Genomic DNA, 15,181 nt, shown 5'->3' with positions numbered 1-15,181 from the left:
GGTTTTAATGCCTATATCGTCCTATGCAATGCCAGGTATTCCGGCGTTTACAGTGGAAACAGATGCTGATGGTAATCAAGACTACACCTTGACGCTGCAGATTTTGCTGCTTATGACAGGCTTAACCTTATTACCGGCAGCCTTGATAGCAACGACCTCTTTTTTGCGTATTATTGTCGTGTTAGCTTTGTTAAGACAAGCTTTGGGAACGATGCAAACCCCCTCAACACAGGTGTTAATTGGTTTAGCTTTGTTTTTAACTCTGTTTATTATGTCACCTGTGTTGGATAGAATCTATCAAACGGCCATTGATCCTTATTTAGAGGAGCAGATGGATTTTAGACAGGCGGTTGAGACAGCGATGGTGCCAATGCATCAGTTTATGATCGAACAAACACGAGAGAGTGATTTGGCGATGTTTGCGGCGATGGCAGATGTCGAATTAACTGAGCCAACTGAGGTGCCTTTAAGAATATTGGTGCCTGCCTTTATGACTAGTGAGCTGAAAACCGCCTTTCAAATCGGTTTTATGATTTTTATTCCGTTTTTAATTATAGACCTAGTGGTCGCCAGTTTATTAATGTCGATGGGGATGATGATGTTATCCCCGATGATTATTTCTTTGCCATTTAAATTAATGTTATTTGTGTTAATTGATGGTTGGGCTCTGGTTGTTGGTACATTGGCTAATAGTTTTGTAGTTGTCGGTGGAGGCATTTAGATGAGTCCGGGTCAGGTATTAAGCTTGGGGCAAGGCATGTTAGAAGTGGTCGCGATGTTAGCTGCGCCCTTATTGATTCCCGCGCTAGTGGTGGGATTGTTAATTGGTATGTTCCAGGCAGCGACTCAGATTAACGAAATGACCTTGAGCTTTATCCCTAAACTTGCGGTGGTTGGAATCGCATTGATTCTTGCCGGACCATGGATGCTGACGACACTCTTGTCCTTTACTATTGAGCTGTATATGAATATTCCAAACTTAATAGGCTAGCTGTGACATTTACCTATCACGAGTACTTACAGTTGATAGGCTTGTATTTTTGGCCTTTTGTTCGTATAGGTACCATGCTCTCGATCATACCTTTGTTTGGTATGAAAGGTGTGCCTGTTAGATCTCGTCTTATACTCACGTTGGTTATTACGCTTGCGGTAGCACCCCTCTTACCTTTACCTCCACCCGTTGATCCATTTACATGGCAGGGTTTGCTTTATATGCTTCAGCAAATTCTGATTGGCTTGGCCATGGGGGTTATCTTTTTGGTTGTTTTTCAAGCTTTTGTAATGGCGGGTCATATGATCGCAATGGCAATGGGTTTGGCTTTTGCATCGATGGTTGATCCGGCAACCGGTGTTAATGCGCCAGTTGTATCGCAATATTTTACCATTATGGCGACTTTACTTTTTCTCGCGCTAGACGGCCACATCATGGTGATCTATGCTGTGGTGGATAGTTTTTATTTTTTACCGGTAGGCACTCATTTTTTAACTGCAGAAAGCCTTCGAGTTGTTGTGGAGTTTGGTGGGTATATGTTTAGTGCAGGGGTCTTAATTGCATTGCCGGCAATTACTGCTTTATTGCTGATCAATATTTCTTTTGGTGTAATTACGCGAGCGGCGCCTGCGCTAAATATATTTGCTGTTGGTTTTCCTGTCACATTGTTAGCAGGCCTGGTGATGTTGATTTTTACTACACCGATGCTTCTGCCTCACCTTGAAGAGCTGTTGACGCGTGCTTTTGATCGAATCAATATGTTGGCATTAAACCCTTAGGGATTGACAGATGGCAGAAAGCGAAGACGGTCAAGAAAAAACCGAAGACCCCTCCGAGAAAAAGCTTCGAGAAGCTCGAGAAAAAGGACAGGTTGCCCGTTCCAAAGAACTGACCACTTTTTTAATGGTTATTTCGGCCGCTTTGTTTTTGTATTTTTGGGGGCCGCAAATGATTGCTTCGTTTGAAATGATTATGGTTCAGGGCTTAAGTCTTGATCGTGATCATGCCTATGATTTCAATAAGATGCTCGATAAAATGCTGGGGTTAGTCGTTGCATCGATTATGATGCTGATGCCGTTTTTTTTACTAATGGTGTTTGTTGCGATTGTTGGCTCATCTTTGCTAGGGGGCTTTAACTTTAGTTCACAGGCGATGGCGCCCAAGTTTAGTAAGCTAAATCCGCTGAAAGGCTTAAAGCGCATGGTGTCGATGCAAGCATTGATGGAGTTGCTTAAAGCCTTGGGTAAGTTTGGCTTGGTGTTAGCCGTAGCCATTGCTTTTCTATGGTATGCCTTTGGCGAGGTGGTATCGATAGGAAGCCAGTCTTTGCATGTGGCCTTGGCGCATGCAGCCAAGATTATAGTAGAGGCCTTTATTTTAGTCAGTTTGGCTTTGATTGTGATTGCGATGATTGATGTTCCTTTCCAAATTTATCAGCATATGAATCAGCTCAAGATGACCAAACAAGAAGTCAAGGAGGAGTATAAACAGCAGGAGGGGAATCCAGAAGTCAAAGCGCGTATTCGACAAATTCAAAGGGAGATGTCACAACGACGTATGATGCAGCGAGTGCCTGAAGCTGATGTGGTGATTACTAACCCGACTCATTATTCGGTAGCGCTTAAATATGCACCAGATACGATGGATGCGCCGATTGTTTTGGCGCTAGGTGTTGATTTTATGGCAGCACAAATTAGAACATCCGCACTCGAAAATAATATTCCGATTGTAGAAGCCCCGCAATTGGCGAGGGCTTTGTACTATAATTCAGAGCCTGAACAGCCGATTCCTCACGCGCTATTTAAAGCTGTCGCGGCGGTATTGGCCTATGTGTTTGGGTTGAAAGATAACAAAAAACAAAAACTGGATGTTTCGAGACTAGAAATACCCTCTAATTTAAAAACAGAACCCTAAAGTAAAGAAGCCACTTCATAGTTATGGATTTTAAGCAATTTTATCAGGTCGCCATTCAATGGTTTAAGCGCGGTTTAGGTGCGCCTATTGCCATTTTGGCTTTGTTAGGGATGATCACGATTCCTATGCCTGCTATTTTGCTGGATATCTTTTTTACTTTTAATATTGTTTTGTCACTCGTCATTTTAATGGTCACCGTCTATGCCAAAAGAGTATTAGATTTTGCGGTATTTCCAACGGTTATTCTTATTGCAACATTGTTTAGACTTTCACTTAATATTGCCTCAACCCGCGTGATCTTGCTTGAAGGTCACCAGGGCGGTGATGCTGCCGGTAAGGTTATCGAAGCGTTTGGAGAGTTTGTTATAGGCGGTAATTATGCCGTTGGCTTGGTCGTGTTTGCCATATTGGTGATTATTAATTTTGTTGTGGTAACCAAGGGTGCGGGCCGTGTGGCTGAGGTCAGTGCGCGCTTTACACTGGATTCGATGCCCGGTAAGCAGATGGCGATTGATGCTGATCTTAATGCGGGTTTAATTACACAAGATCAAGCTCAGGCAAGACGTAAAGAAATTACTGCTGAAGCAGATTTTTATGGCTCAATGGATGGTGCCAGTAAGTTTGTTAGAGGCGATGCTATTGCCGGTATTATCATTTTGCTTATTAACATCGTCGGTGGCTTTGCAATTGGCGTCGGGCAGCACGGCTTAAGTTTTGGTGAAGCGGTTGAAATTTATACGCTGCTAACGATAGGGGATGGTCTGGTCGCTCAAATACCAGCCTTGCTTTTATCTTCGGCGACAGCAATAATTGTTACCCGTGTTTCGGGTGATCAAGAAGACATGGGGCAGCAACTAGAGAGTCAAATGTTCTCCAGCCCCCAAGCTTTGGGAGTTACAGCGGCGATTGTTGGTGTAATGGGCGTTATTCCTGGTATGCCAAATTTGGCTTTTCTATCTTTTGCTATTTTGGCTGGGTTAGGTTCATATTACATCTATAAGACACAACAAAAGCAAGCAGTCAAAGATAAAGAACGTGTTGAGCCTGACATGCAAGAAGCCGCTAAACCGTCTGATTTGAGTTGGGACGATGTCCAACAGGTAGATGTTCTCGGTCTAGAGGTAGGGTACCGGTTAATTCCAATGGTCGATACCAGTCAAAATGGTCAGCTTTTGGAGCGTATTCGAGGCGTAAGGCGTAAGGTTTCACAAGAGTTGGGTTTTCTTGTTCCTCCAGTGCATATACGGGATAATTTGGACTTAAAACCAAATCAGTATAGAATCATGCTAATGGGAGTGCCATCAGGTGAAGGTGAAGTGATGCCGGATCGAGATTTAGCAATTAATCCAGGCAGTGTTTATGGCGATGTCGCTGGTACACCGACAAAAGACCCTACTTTTGGCTTAGATGCTGTATGGATTGCTATAAGTGATCGAGATCAGGCACAAGCTCTCGGTTACACCGTCGTGGATTCAAGTACGGTCATTGCAACCCATGTTAGTCAAGTAATACAAGATTACTCACCGGAGTTATTAGGCTTTGACGAAACGCAACAGTTATTAGATAAGCTAAAGAAAACGTCGCCTAAATTGGTGGATGAATTGATTCCTGATCAACTGTCTTTAGCGGCGCTAGTAAAAGTATTGCAGAGTTTGTTGGATGAAAAAGTCTCTCTTCGTGATATGCGTACGATTATTGAGACATTATCCGAAAAAGCCTCTCAAACACGTGATCCAGCTCAATTGGTTATGCATGTTAGAGCCGCATTAGGTCGCTCAATTGTGCAAGATATTGTAGGTATCCATGGTGAGCTTAAAGTGATTACGCTAGAGCCTTCGCTAGAGCAGTTGTTAATTCAGGCAACACAAGGGGCGCCTGATGGACAATTGGCGATAGACCCAGGTTTGGCAGAGCGTTTGCACGGTACTTTAAAAGAGCAAGCGCAGCAGCTTGAAATGACGGGGCAATCTCCGGTTTTATTGGTAGCGCCTCAGATACGTGCTCAATTAGCGAGACTATTTAAATACAGTCTCGCTAACCTGCATATCTTGGCTTACTCTGAAGTACCTGAGAACAGGCAAATAAGTGTGGTTGCCAATGTTGGTAACGGCTAGCGGATAGGAGTATGTTTTGAAAATAAAACGATATGTTGCCCCGACAATGCGCCAGGCGATGGCGCTTGTTCGAGCTGAACAGGGTCCTGATGCAATAATTATGTCTTCTCGCAGTTCTGCTGAAGGGGTTGAGGTCGTTGTTTCAATTGATCTTTCCCAGCAAACTGCTACAGAACACCAAGTCAAACCGCCATTTAAAGACCCTGTTCATACACAAAACGTCAATGGCTATCATGCCGAGCTTGACCGAATGTCAAACGAAATTCAAGCAGTTAAGCGCCTGTTGGAACAGCAACTTTCGGGATTGGCTTGGGGGCAAAATGAGCTCGCTGAGCCAACAAAAGTTGAATTAATGAAGCGCTTAATGAAATTAGGATTAAGTTGGGAGATAAGTCAAACGCTGGTAAAAAATGTAGGTCAGCAGCAAGAACCTGACCAGGCCTGGTCTTTTATACTTCAAGAAATCGAAACTATGATTCCTAAAGTGGATAGGGATATTATTGAATCCGGGGGTATTGTAGCACTGGTAGGGCCAACTGGGGTTGGAAAAACCACCACGATTGCGAAAATAGCCAGTCGATTTGTGATGAGGTATGGAGCCGCTGAATTGGCCTTGATTACAACAGACTGTTATAAGATTGGTGCACAAGAGCAGTTAAGAACCTTTGCTGATTTGATCGGCGTTCCTGTATATGTTGCCAATACTCAAGCGGAACTCTTTGCGTTGTTGGATGCCTTGAATATGAAGCGTTTAGTATTAATAGATACCGCAGGTATGAGTCAGCGCGATCTTCAATTGTCCCAACAATTGACATCTGGCCACGCCGGAGCTGATAAGGTTCGTAATTACTTAGTACTATCTGCCGCTACCCAGTTAAATGTTATGCGTGATATTGTTAATTCATTTGGACGGGTTGTTTTGAAGGGTTGTATCCTTACCAAGCTTGATGAAGCATTACAGCTAGGGAATGTAGTTAGCGTACTGGTGGAAGCTGAGTTGCCTATGGCTTATGTATCGGTTGGACAAAGGGTACCGGAAGATTTGCAAAAAATGACAGCTGTAGATTTAGTTGATCGTGTTGTAATGCTGGGTCAACAAAACCCTGTTTATGTGGATGAACAATTGTATCGTATAGGCATGGCAAAGGAGCTGGTGAATGGTCAATGATCAAGCAGCAGGCCTAAGAGCCATGCGTGAACCTGAAAAACCGGTTGAACCGAAGAAAACTCTGAAAGAAACCCTTTCTTCTGCGATACCAAAAGCTAAGCCCGTTAGAATTGTAACGGTTGCCAGCGGAAAAGGTGGGGTTGGAAAAACCAATCTTTCAGTTAACCTTGCTATCTCACTAAGCCAGTTAGGTGGGCGTGTTCTGTTGATGGACGCTGATATGAGCTTAGCTAATGTTGATATCATGCTGGGTTTACAAACGCGTTACAACCTTTCTCATGTTTTGGACGGGGAAAAAACCTTGGCAGAAGTGATTGTTGAGGGACCAGCTGGAATTCGTATTATTCCTGCAGCATCAGGGGTAAAACGCATGTCTCAACTGAGTGCACTCGAGAACGCTGGCATTATTAATGCTTTCTCAGCCTTATCTGATAATTTGGATATTTTAATTGTTGATACGGCGGCAGGTATTGCCGATAGCGTGGTGAGCTATTGTCGTGCGGCTCAAGAAGTTGTGGTGGTAGTCTGTGATGAACCTGCTTCAATTACTGATGCCTATGCTTTAATTAAGGTATTGAGTCGGGATTACAAAATATCGCGTTTTAGACTGGTTTCAAATATGAGTCGATCACCTGCACATAGTCAAAGGCTCTATGAGAAGTTTTCACGTGTCTGTGAACAGTTTCTTCAGGTACGTGTTGAGTATTTTGGATCGGTTCCGTTCGATAATGCGCTGAGAGACGCAGTGCAAAAGCAAACTCCTGTAACCTTGTGTCACCCAACCAGTCCATCGGCTCAAGCTTTTGCTGCGATGGCTAAAAAATTGCAAACCTGGCCAGTACCATCGGGTAAAAATGGATATTTACAGTCTTTTGTTGAGAAACTGTTTAAAAGAGCCAAAGATTAACGGAGTCATTATTTGATGAATGGGGCAAGTTTATACAATCAGGTGCAAGGTACAGCGCAGAACGCGACCTCAGATGTTGAACGCCACCTTCCGCTGGTAAAGAAAATTGCTTATCATTTAAAGGGACGCCTGCCCGACAGTGTGTTTGTAGATGATTTAATTCAGGCGGGTGTTATTGGGCTTATTGAAGCGATCCAGAAATACAGTGCTGATCAAGGCGCAAGTTTTGAAACCTATGCAGGTATCCGCATTCGCGGAGCCATGTTGGATGAGATACGCAAAGGCGATTGGACTCCTCGGTCGGTTCATCGTAAGTCCAGAGAAGTCAGTGAGGCAATTCATCAAGTAGAGTCGCGTTTAGGAAGAGAGGCAAGAGATAGTGAAGTTGCTGAGCAGATGGGGATTAGTCTTGAAGACTATCATCATATTTTATTAGATACCAACTCAGCACAATTAATGTCAATCGATGAGCCCGACTCGGATCTGTTGTCCGAAGATCAGTTGGAAGGGCATGGACCGACACCTTTAGCCATTCTAGCCGACAGTGGGTTCAAGCTTAAGCTAACTGAATTGATTGATCAGCTTCCCGAAAGAGAGCGTTTAGTGATGGCCCTTTATTATGATGAAGAATTAAACCTAAAAGAAATTGGTCAAGTTTTAGATGTTTCTGAGTCACGAGTAAGTCAAATTCATAGCCAAGCCATTAAGCGATTAAGAGCAAGATTGTCCGATTGGCTTTAGGGCGTGATAGAATATTTAAGTTTAAGTTATGGTAGTTTAGGAACAAGTTTATGAGTATTAATCGAGATATGAAAATCCTAGTAGTAGATGATTTTTCTACTATGCGACGAATTGTAAAAAACCTACTAAAAGAATTAGGGTTTAGTCATTTCGATGAAGCCGATGACGGCGCTACAGCTTGGCCTATGGTTCAAACTGGAAAGTATGACTTCATAGTTAGTGATTGGAATATGCCACAAATGACAGGATTGCAGTTGTTAAAAAATGTTCGTGCAGATGCAAAACTTAAGGATACGCCTTTTCTATTGATTACTGCCGAAGCAAAGCGTAGTCAAATCCTTGAGGCGGCTCAAGCTGGCGTTGATGGTTATATTGTAAAACCGTTTACAGCAGCAACCCTAAATGAAAAAATTCAGAAGATATTTCAACGACGTGGTGCTTAGTGAAGCGGCTGATTGAATAAAATTAAAACCTAAGGATTGTTCCATGTCGATATCTAAAGAGTTAAACCAGCAGGACTTAGTGGATTTATTGCAGGCATTACAACTAGGCGATGATCAACAGGTGGACTTTTTATTTAAAAAAATCACAGCTGTAAAGGAGGATGCGCTGTATCAGTCACTTGGACAAATGACCCGTAATCTTCATGAATCATTGAAACAAGTTGATGATATTGAATTAATGCATCAGGTAAAACATGATTTACCCGATCTCAATGAACGTATTCAGTATGTGCTATCTTCCACTGAACAAGCAGTTGATACTACCCTCACTGCGGCTGAATCGATTGGACAAACTCTGGATCAACTAGATATTCTGAGGACAGAGCTAACCGAAGGTCAGGCAAATAAGTTAGATGAAGCCTTAACCCTTATTAGTCAGCAATGTAATGAAATTATGCAGGCGCAGTCTTTCCAAGACCTAACGGGTCAGGTCTTAAAACGGATGTTGGTTGTTATGGGGGCATTTGAGCATAGTTTGCTAGATCTAATTCAACGATCCGGTCAGAGCTTAGAGAATTTACCCCCACGGAACCATGACCAGCAAAAAGAAGATATGAAAGGGGTTGGCCCAGCTGCGACTAAGCAAGAAAAAAATAAAGGTGCACATAGCCAAGATGAAGTGGATGATCTGCTCGCTGATCTTGGTTTTTAAGGTTTGACAAAGGTTGCTTTGTTGATGGCATATAGCTTGCTTAATCCATTCATATTATGAATCGATTTGCCATGAGGGTATCAGCGTGGATGAAGAAATATTACAAGACTTTTTAGTCGAGGCAACCGAGTTACTTGATCAGCTGAATGAACAATTGGTTGATTTGGAAAATGCGCCAGATGATGTCAATCTACTTAATACCATTTTTCGTGGATTTCATACCGTAAAAGGTGGGGCCGGATTTCTTGGTGTTTCTCCTCTTGTTGAGGTCTGTCACCGCGCTGAAAATGTTTTTGATAAGATTCGAAACCAGGACGTAGCCTATGACGCAGAGGTTGCAGATGTTATTTTGCGTGCCTTTGATCAAATTAGCCGCATTGTTAATGAGTTAAACGACGGTGTGCGTGATTTCGATGAGATTGATCACTTATTACTTTCAGAATTAGATGCTATCGTTAAAGGTGGTTCGCAAGAAGCTTCTTTTGAACCAGTCTTGTCAGAGGCGTCTGGTCCAGTTGTTAGTTTAAGTTTGCCTGAAGGGGTGGATCCTGATGGCGAGATTAGTGATGATGAGTTTGAAGCCTTACTCAACCAGCGTGATGAATTGATTGAAGGCGGCAAACTATCACAAACTGAAGTAAAACTGCAATTACCTGAAGGCGTTGATCCGGACGGTGAAATTAGTGATGACGAATTTGAGGCTTTACTTAATCAGCGTGATCAATTGGCTGGCGCTGATGTTAAAGCGGTTCCTGAAGCGAGGTTACAGTTACCCTCCGGCGTCGATCCGGATGGTGAAATCAGTGATGATGAATTCGAAGCCCTCCTTAACCAGAGAGACCAGCTGCTAGGTGGTGAATCTAACGCAAAAGTTCCTGATGCGGAGCCGGTGCTAAAAGCGGCCAAGTCTGCTGTTGTGGCTAAAAAAGCTACCCCACCTCCATCTTCTCCAGCAAACTCTAAAGCCGCAGGCGAGTCAACCGTTCGTGTTGATACTCGTCATCTGGATGCTATTATGAACTTAGTCGGCGAATTAGTTTTAGTGCGCAATCGTTTATTAACTTTACGTTCCGCTGAAGCCAGCCTCGAGGATATATCCAATGCAGTGGGTAATCTTGATCATGTGACGACCGACTTACAGGCGTCAGTGATGAAGACCAGAATGCAGCCGGTCAAAAAAGTTTTTGGTCGCTTTCCTCGTGTTGTTCGCGATTTGGCTCGCAAATTGGGTAAGGATATAGATCTTGAGTTAGTGGGTGAGGAAACAGATCTTGATAAAGGATTGGTTGAGGCATTGGCCGATCCGTTGGTTCATTTGGTTCGTAATTCGGTTGACCATGGTATCGAGATGCCTTCAGTGCGAGAAGAGGCCGGAAAGCCTAAAACTGGACGTATTGTATTAGCTGCTGAGCAAGAAGGTGACCACATTTTATTGTCGATTACTGATGATGGAAAGGGAATGGATCCTGATTTATTGCGACGTAAAGCGGTGGAAAAAGGCATGATGGATGAGGCATCGGCCAATCAATTAGATGATAAGCAGGCGTTTATGTTGATTATGGGTGCTGGCTTTTCAACTGCTGAACAGGTGAGTGATCTTTCCGGTCGTGGTGTTGGGATGGATGTGGTTAAAAACATGATCACTAAACTCAATGGCAGTATTGATATTGACTCAGCTTTAGGGCAGGGAACAAGAATTAGGATTCGTGTGCCTTTAACCTTGGCTATCTTGCCGACCCTTATGGTTTCGTTTGGTCGTGATAGCTATGCTATCCCTTTAACGAGCGTACAAGAAATTTTTGATTATGATGCCAATAAGACCAATACCATTGACGGTCAAACTATGGTGCGTTTGAGAAAGAAAAGCCTGCCTTTGTTTTTCTTAACTGAATGGCTAAGGCCTGGGTGCACTGATGAACAGCGCAAAGGCGATAAGATCGTCATAGTTTCAATTGGCAATCAACGAGTTGGATTGGTGGTTGAGCAGGTGAATGGTCAGGAAGAGGTTGTGATTAAACCCTTGGGGGTGATGTTGCAGAACATTCAGGGTTATGCAGGCGCTACGATTACCGGAAATGGTAATATTGCATTGATTCTCGATCTGCCCGGTCTAATTGAGAGGTTTAAATAACAATGATGAATCAAATTTCTTCCATCCGTATGAGTGAAAACGATGATGAAGGTTTTTCAAGTGTAACTGTACGTTGCGTATTGTTCCAGCTAGACTCGGAAGTTTATGGCATCAATGTTAAAAAAGTTCGTGAAGTGCTTCGTGTAGGGCAGATACGTGAGGTTCCTGGTGCAAGTCGAAACGTGATTGGTGTGATTAATGTGCGTGGCGTCATTGTCACTGTTGTGGATGGTCGTGGTGTTTATAACCTTCCAGCGAAAAAAACCGATGATGACTCCAGGATTGTGATTATTGAAATTGATGATGATACCTCGGTTGGCTTAATGGTAGATCGTGTGATAGAGGTAAAGGATATACCTGAATCCTGTGTTGACCTTATGGCTGAGAACCGAGAGGGCCGATCCGCCTACATTCAAGGCGTTGCTCATTATCAAGACAATGTGATAGTGCTGGTAGATACCGATGTGATGTTTTCAAATGCGCGCTAATGCGAGTAGTTTGGTAGATAATACTTTTTTGCAACGATAGGTTTTACGTTCTTTATATCGATTTCAACCCATGCACCAGAGCTTGAACTCGGTTGGGTTTCAAGTTTTTGTTGTTGTTCTGTGATAGCCCAGACAAGATGTTCTTCTACCATTTCAGAAAAAACGCCCAGTTTTGACTTTAAAGCACTAAGTACATCATTAGATGCTGGGCTATTACCCAGAGCAATTGCAATATTTCTTATCCAGGCTTCATGGCCAATCCGTCTAATCGGTGAACCCTCAAACTCTCGGTTAAATGACGTTTCATCACAATCAAACAGCGTCAGCAATGTGGCACGATCCAACTGTGATCTTGGTGCAAAATCCGCTTCTTGTGTCGGTTCAGTGAAGTGGTTCCAAGGGCATACTAACTGACAATCATCACAGCCGTAGATACGATTACCCATTGCGCTTCTAAACTCAAGCGGAATCACCCCTTTGTATTCGATCGTTAAGTAGGAAATACAGCGTCGTGCATCGACCTGTCCATCGGCTACAATCGCCTGAGTGGGGCACTCAAGAATACAAGCTCGGCAGGGACCGCAGCCTTGTTTAACAAAGGGGGCATCATGCTCAAGCGTTAAATCAGTATAAATTTCGGCAAGAAAAAACCAAGAACCTGCTCTAGGATGAATGATAAGGCTGTTTTTGCCAATAAAGCCCAGGCCTGCTTGTTCGGCGATCGGGCGTTCAAGTACAGGTGCGGAGTCTACAAATGCCCTACAGTTGCAATCCGGGTTTTGTTGTTTAATCTGTTTAATTAGGGTTTTTAGTTTGTTGCGGATGACCTTGTGATAATCGCGCCCAAGTGCGTAACGTGATACGTAAGCGTGGTCAGTTTTATGCAGTTGTTTAATGGGATGTTCAGCTTGGGTGTCCAAGTAGTTCATGCGTAAGCTAATAATACTCTGAGTGCCGGGTATTAACTCATTGGGCCGGGTTCGTTTTGTGCCATGAGCCGACATATAATGCATTTCCCCGTGAAACTCCTGATCAAGCCAGTTAAAATAATTGTCTTCATAGGCGGTTAAGTCTATAGCGCTGATACCACAATCGGCAAAACCTAAGTCTTTAGCCCAGTTTTTAATCTGTAAGCTTAGTCTGGAATAATTTTGGAGAGGTGTTTGATGATTCATAATCATGATTTTAGCAAATCTTATAACCTAGCGGATGAATCCTCTACCATTTTATTTGGGCAGAAGTGCGCTCATGTTGTTCAAAGTCTTGCCTTGATGGAGCCAGGCCTGGTGATTTATCTGCGTGGTGATTTAGGTATGGGGAAAACCTGTTTTTCACGGGCTTTTGTTCAGCATTTTTTGCCGGGTCAGCGCGTTAAAAGCCCCACCTATACCTTGATTGAGTCTTATGCAGCAGATTATTTCAGTATTCATCATTTAGATTTATATCGTTTGAGTGATCCTGAAGAACTGGAGTTTTTAGGTTTGCGTGACTTACTAGATGGTGCTTATATCGCATTAATAGAATGGCCAGATAAGGCTAAAGGTTTTTTAATTCCCGCCGATATCAATATTGAAATTCGGTCATCTGCAACTGGACGAATCTTAAGCATTGAGGCATGCTCTGAAGCGTTAAAGCGGCAATGGATAGACATTTATTCACATTTATAGTTTCTTTTTTATAGTTGGATAGGTGTATTTAAATTACCTAGAATGTTTCGAGAAAATATTTGCAAGTTATTGTGATTAAATAAAATTATTGCCACATGGTGCGCTATTGTTCTACAATAAGGCTCAGCATGATGCAAAAGTGGTAATCAATTATGTATATCAATAAACCTTATCTAGCCTTGTTTCGTAGCTTATTAGCCATAGTTCTAATTCTGGTAAGTCAAGTCGCGATAGCAAGTGTCACTGAATTAAGCAGCATTCGTTTGGGCCAGACCCCTGATCAAACACGTGTCGTGTTTGAGGTTAAAAATAACAAAAGCTATGAAGTGATGCGTTTAAGTAATCCAGATCGCATTGTGGTTGATTTTCATCATGCTCAGAATGCGGTGTCATTTCGTAATCAATTTTTTCAAGATCCGCGTTTGGCGGGCATAAGATTATCGACTAATGAAGCTCGAACTCGGGTAGTGCTTGATCTACATGATAGTTTCCAGTTTCGTTATTTTACGCTTGATAAAACCGCGAATCGTCCAGAAAGGTTGGTGATTGATTTAACTCAAGTTCAATTTGCTTCAATCCCGAAGCCCGCTTTCAAACCTGTTGAACAATCGAATAAAAATAGTTTAGCTCAAGCACAACCTCAGCCTGAACCTACTTTGAGCCAACCCCAGAAACTTGAGTCTTCGCAAACAAATCAGGCTGTCCAGATTGCCAAGGCTCCTGCTGCGCAAGTTGCTTTGCCAAGGGTTGAAAGCAATTCAACAACCCAGTCAATGTTAGATGCTAATCGTGATTTTTCAGCGTCTAAAGAATATGTTATTGCGATTGATCCAGGACACGGTGGACGAGATGTAGGAGCGATTGGCCCAGGTGGAACTTATGAAAAAGATGTGGTGTTGGCCTTATCCTTAAGATTGAAGCAGGAAATTGATCGTCAACCGGGAATGCGTGCCGTGTTGACACGTGATAGGGATGTGTTTCTGGGCTTAAATGAGCGCATTGAAATTGCCCGCAGGCACAAGGCAGATATTTTTATTTCTGTTCACGCCGATGCGTATCCTTCAGGCATGCCAAGAGGTGGATCAATCTATGTGCTCTCAAACCGCGGTGCAAGTAGTGTGATGGCAAGAAAATTGGCACAGCAAGAAAACGAGGCACTGGGAGTGATGCAGTTGGCGGGACGTGATATGGATGTCGCTACCGTGTTAACAGATTTAACGCGTGAAGCCAATCTGCGTGCCAGCCGTAAACTTGGCAGTACCGTGTTGGCCGAAATGCAGCAGAATAACTTAACTTTGCATCGTGATACGGTTCAGTCTGCAGAGTTTGCAGTACTTCGTTCTATTGATATGCCATCCATGTTGATCGAAGCCGCATTTATATCGAATCCTCATGAGGAAAAACGTTTACAGGATCCTGCATTTCATCAGGCTTTTTCTCGCAGTGTGACGCAGGGTTTGGTTAGGTTTGTGGAGCAAGCGGGTCATTCACCGCGCTGGGGTGAGACGCTATATGTGAATATTGAAGTCCAGCCGGGCGACACATTATCGGTTTTGGCTGAGAACTACGGCGTTACGACTCGAGAGCTTATGCGCTTGAATAATTTGAGAAATCCAAATCAACTTTTTGTCGGCAGAAAGCTAAGAGTTCCTGTCACTGACAAAATGATGGTCCAATATGAAAAAACCTATGTTGTTAAGCGGGGCGATACCCTGTCTGAAATTGCACTGAAAAATAAAGTCACAGTGCAAGAGCTAATGAGAATTAACAATCTCACTAATGCAAATCAACTCTTTGTTGGGCGTCAAATTAAAATACCAGTCAAGCAGAGCTTGTTGACCGTGGCGGCCAATTAGGATGAATCCTAATAACTTGTGCTAAATAACAAAAGACTATTTGTTAAAA

General features: G+C 43.1%; 15 protein-coding genes. 14 read left to right on the top strand and 1 reads right to left on the bottom strand.

Annotated elements, in window-relative coordinates:
* The first annotated feature begins 7 nt into the window (after window positions 1-7).
* The 12 genes from fliP to JX580_RS08275 all read left to right on the top strand — a co-directional run bounded on the left by fliP (window position 8) and on the right by JX580_RS08275 (window position 11,609).
* Window positions 8-721, top strand: a complete 714-nt coding sequence (gene fliP, locus JX580_RS08330) for a flagellar type III secretion system pore protein FliP (protein WP_248850085.1) — start codon at window positions 8-10, stop codon at window positions 719-721.
* A complete protein-coding gene (fliQ, locus tag JX580_RS08325) occupies window positions 722-991 on the top strand; it encodes a flagellar biosynthesis protein FliQ (RefSeq protein WP_248850084.1) in 270 nt (89 codons plus the stop codon). It begins immediately after the preceding gene.
* A gap of 2 nt (window positions 992-993) precedes the next feature.
* On the top strand, window positions 994-1,770 hold the full coding sequence (fliR, locus tag JX580_RS08320; protein WP_248850083.1) for a flagellar biosynthetic protein FliR: 777 nt from the start codon (window positions 994-996) through the stop codon (window positions 1,768-1,770).
* Between the two features lie 10 nt (window positions 1,771-1,780).
* Complete coding sequence (gene flhB / locus JX580_RS08315; RefSeq protein WP_248850082.1) at window positions 1,781-2,905, top strand: flagellar biosynthesis protein FlhB; 1,125 nt, start codon at window positions 1,781-1,783, stop codon at window positions 2,903-2,905.
* A gap of 23 nt (window positions 2,906-2,928) precedes the next feature.
* Window positions 2,929-5,019, top strand: coding sequence for a flagellar biosynthesis protein FlhA (flhA, locus tag JX580_RS08310; protein WP_248850081.1), 2,091 nt, complete (start codon window positions 2,929-2,931; stop codon window positions 5,017-5,019).
* Window positions 5,020-5,035: 16 nt separating this feature from the next.
* Window positions 5,036-6,187, top strand: a complete 1,152-nt coding sequence (gene flhF, locus JX580_RS08305) for a flagellar biosynthesis protein FlhF (RefSeq protein ID WP_248850080.1) — start codon at window positions 5,036-5,038, stop codon at window positions 6,185-6,187.
* Entirely contained in the window at window positions 6,177-7,094 is a 918-nt protein-coding gene (locus JX580_RS08300; RefSeq protein WP_248850079.1) for a MinD/ParA family protein, read from the top strand. The genes flhF and JX580_RS08300 overlap by 11 nt, the downstream gene beginning before the upstream one ends.
* Window positions 7,095-7,109: 15 nt before the next feature.
* Window positions 7,110-7,835, top strand: a complete 726-nt coding sequence (locus JX580_RS08295; RefSeq protein ID WP_248850078.1) for an RNA polymerase sigma factor FliA — start codon at window positions 7,110-7,112, stop codon at window positions 7,833-7,835.
* Window positions 7,836-7,885: 50 nt separating this feature from the next.
* Window positions 7,886-8,278: a chemotaxis response regulator CheY gene (locus JX580_RS08290; RefSeq protein WP_432758389.1), complete on the top strand. Its 393-nt coding sequence runs from the start codon at window positions 7,886-7,888 to the stop codon at window positions 8,276-8,278.
* Window positions 8,279-8,321: 43 nt separating this feature from the next.
* Window positions 8,322-8,990 (top strand): protein phosphatase CheZ, encoded by a 669-nt coding sequence (locus tag JX580_RS08285; protein WP_248850077.1) that lies wholly within the window; start codon window positions 8,322-8,324, stop codon window positions 8,988-8,990.
* Between the two features lie 85 nt (window positions 8,991-9,075).
* A complete protein-coding gene (locus JX580_RS08280; protein WP_248850076.1) occupies window positions 9,076-11,121 on the top strand; it encodes a chemotaxis protein CheA in 2,046 nt (681 codons plus the stop codon).
* 2 nt (window positions 11,122-11,123) lie between these two features.
* Window positions 11,124-11,609 carry a chemotaxis protein CheW gene (locus JX580_RS08275; RefSeq protein ID WP_248850075.1) on the top strand — a complete coding sequence of 162 codons (486 nt, stop codon included), beginning with the start codon at window positions 11,124-11,126 and terminating at the stop codon, window positions 11,607-11,609.
* Here JX580_RS08275 and queG read toward each other — a convergent pair.
* Window positions 11,606-12,790 (bottom strand): tRNA epoxyqueuosine(34) reductase QueG, encoded by a 1,185-nt coding sequence (gene queG, locus JX580_RS08270; RefSeq protein ID WP_248850074.1) that lies wholly within the window; start codon window positions 12,788-12,790, stop codon window positions 11,606-11,608. The genes JX580_RS08275 and queG overlap by 4 nt on opposite strands.
* On the opposite strand from queG, the gene tsaE reads away from it, so the two are divergent.
* Window positions 12,776-13,276 carry a tRNA (adenosine(37)-N6)-threonylcarbamoyltransferase complex ATPase subunit type 1 TsaE gene (tsaE, locus tag JX580_RS08265; protein WP_248850073.1) on the top strand — a complete coding sequence of 167 codons (501 nt, stop codon included), beginning with the start codon at window positions 12,776-12,778 and terminating at the stop codon, window positions 13,274-13,276. The genes queG and tsaE overlap by 15 nt on opposite strands.
* Window positions 13,277-13,428: 152 nt before the next feature.
* The gene (locus JX580_RS08260; RefSeq protein ID WP_248850072.1) at window positions 13,429-15,132 is read left to right on the top strand and encodes an N-acetylmuramoyl-L-alanine amidase; all 1,704 of its coding nucleotides are present in this window, start codon (window positions 13,429-13,431) and stop codon (window positions 15,130-15,132) included.
* Window positions 15,133-15,181: the final 49 nt, after the last annotated feature.

It is taken from the genome of Thiomicrospira microaerophila (genome assembly GCF_023278225.1).
In the GTDB taxonomy this organism is placed as follows: Bacteria; Pseudomonadota; Gammaproteobacteria; order Thiomicrospirales; family Thiomicrospiraceae; genus Thiomicrospira; species Thiomicrospira microaerophila_A.
This window is presented reverse-complemented; position numbering and strand designations above follow the sequence as displayed.

What these genes read in the sequence shown, in the direction of transcription:
- JX580_RS08290 (WP_432758389.1), top strand. Translation starts at nt 7,886, where the DNA reads ATGAGTATTAATCGAGATATGAAAATCCTAGTAGTAGATGATTTTTCT.
- flhB (WP_248850082.1), top strand. Translation starts at nt 1,781, where the DNA reads ATGGCAGAAAGCGAAGACGGTCAAGAAAAAACCGAAGACCCCTCCGAG.
- JX580_RS08275 (WP_248850075.1), top strand. Translation starts at nt 11,124, where the DNA reads ATGATGAATCAAATTTCTTCCATCCGTATGAGTGAAAACGATGATGAA.
- JX580_RS08285 (WP_248850077.1), top strand. Translation starts at nt 8,322, where the DNA reads ATGTCGATATCTAAAGAGTTAAACCAGCAGGACTTAGTGGATTTATTG.
- queG (WP_248850074.1), bottom strand. Translation starts at nt 12,790, where the DNA reads ATGATTATGAATCATCAAACACCTCTCCAAAATTATTCCAGACTAAGC.
- fliQ (WP_248850084.1), top strand. Translation starts at nt 722, where the DNA reads ATGAGTCCGGGTCAGGTATTAAGCTTGGGGCAAGGCATGTTAGAAGTG.
- tsaE (WP_248850073.1), top strand. Translation starts at nt 12,776, where the DNA reads ATGATTCATAATCATGATTTTAGCAAATCTTATAACCTAGCGGATGAA.
- JX580_RS08260 (WP_248850072.1), top strand. Translation starts at nt 13,429, where the DNA reads ATGTATATCAATAAACCTTATCTAGCCTTGTTTCGTAGCTTATTAGCC.
- JX580_RS08295 (WP_248850078.1), top strand. Translation starts at nt 7,110, where the DNA reads ATGAATGGGGCAAGTTTATACAATCAGGTGCAAGGTACAGCGCAGAAC.
- flhA (WP_248850081.1), top strand. Translation starts at nt 2,929, where the DNA reads ATGGATTTTAAGCAATTTTATCAGGTCGCCATTCAATGGTTTAAGCGC.
- JX580_RS08300 (WP_248850079.1), top strand. Translation starts at nt 6,177, where the DNA reads ATGGTCAATGATCAAGCAGCAGGCCTAAGAGCCATGCGTGAACCTGAA.
- fliP (WP_248850085.1), top strand. Translation starts at nt 8, where the DNA reads ATGCCTATATCGTCCTATGCAATGCCAGGTATTCCGGCGTTTACAGTG.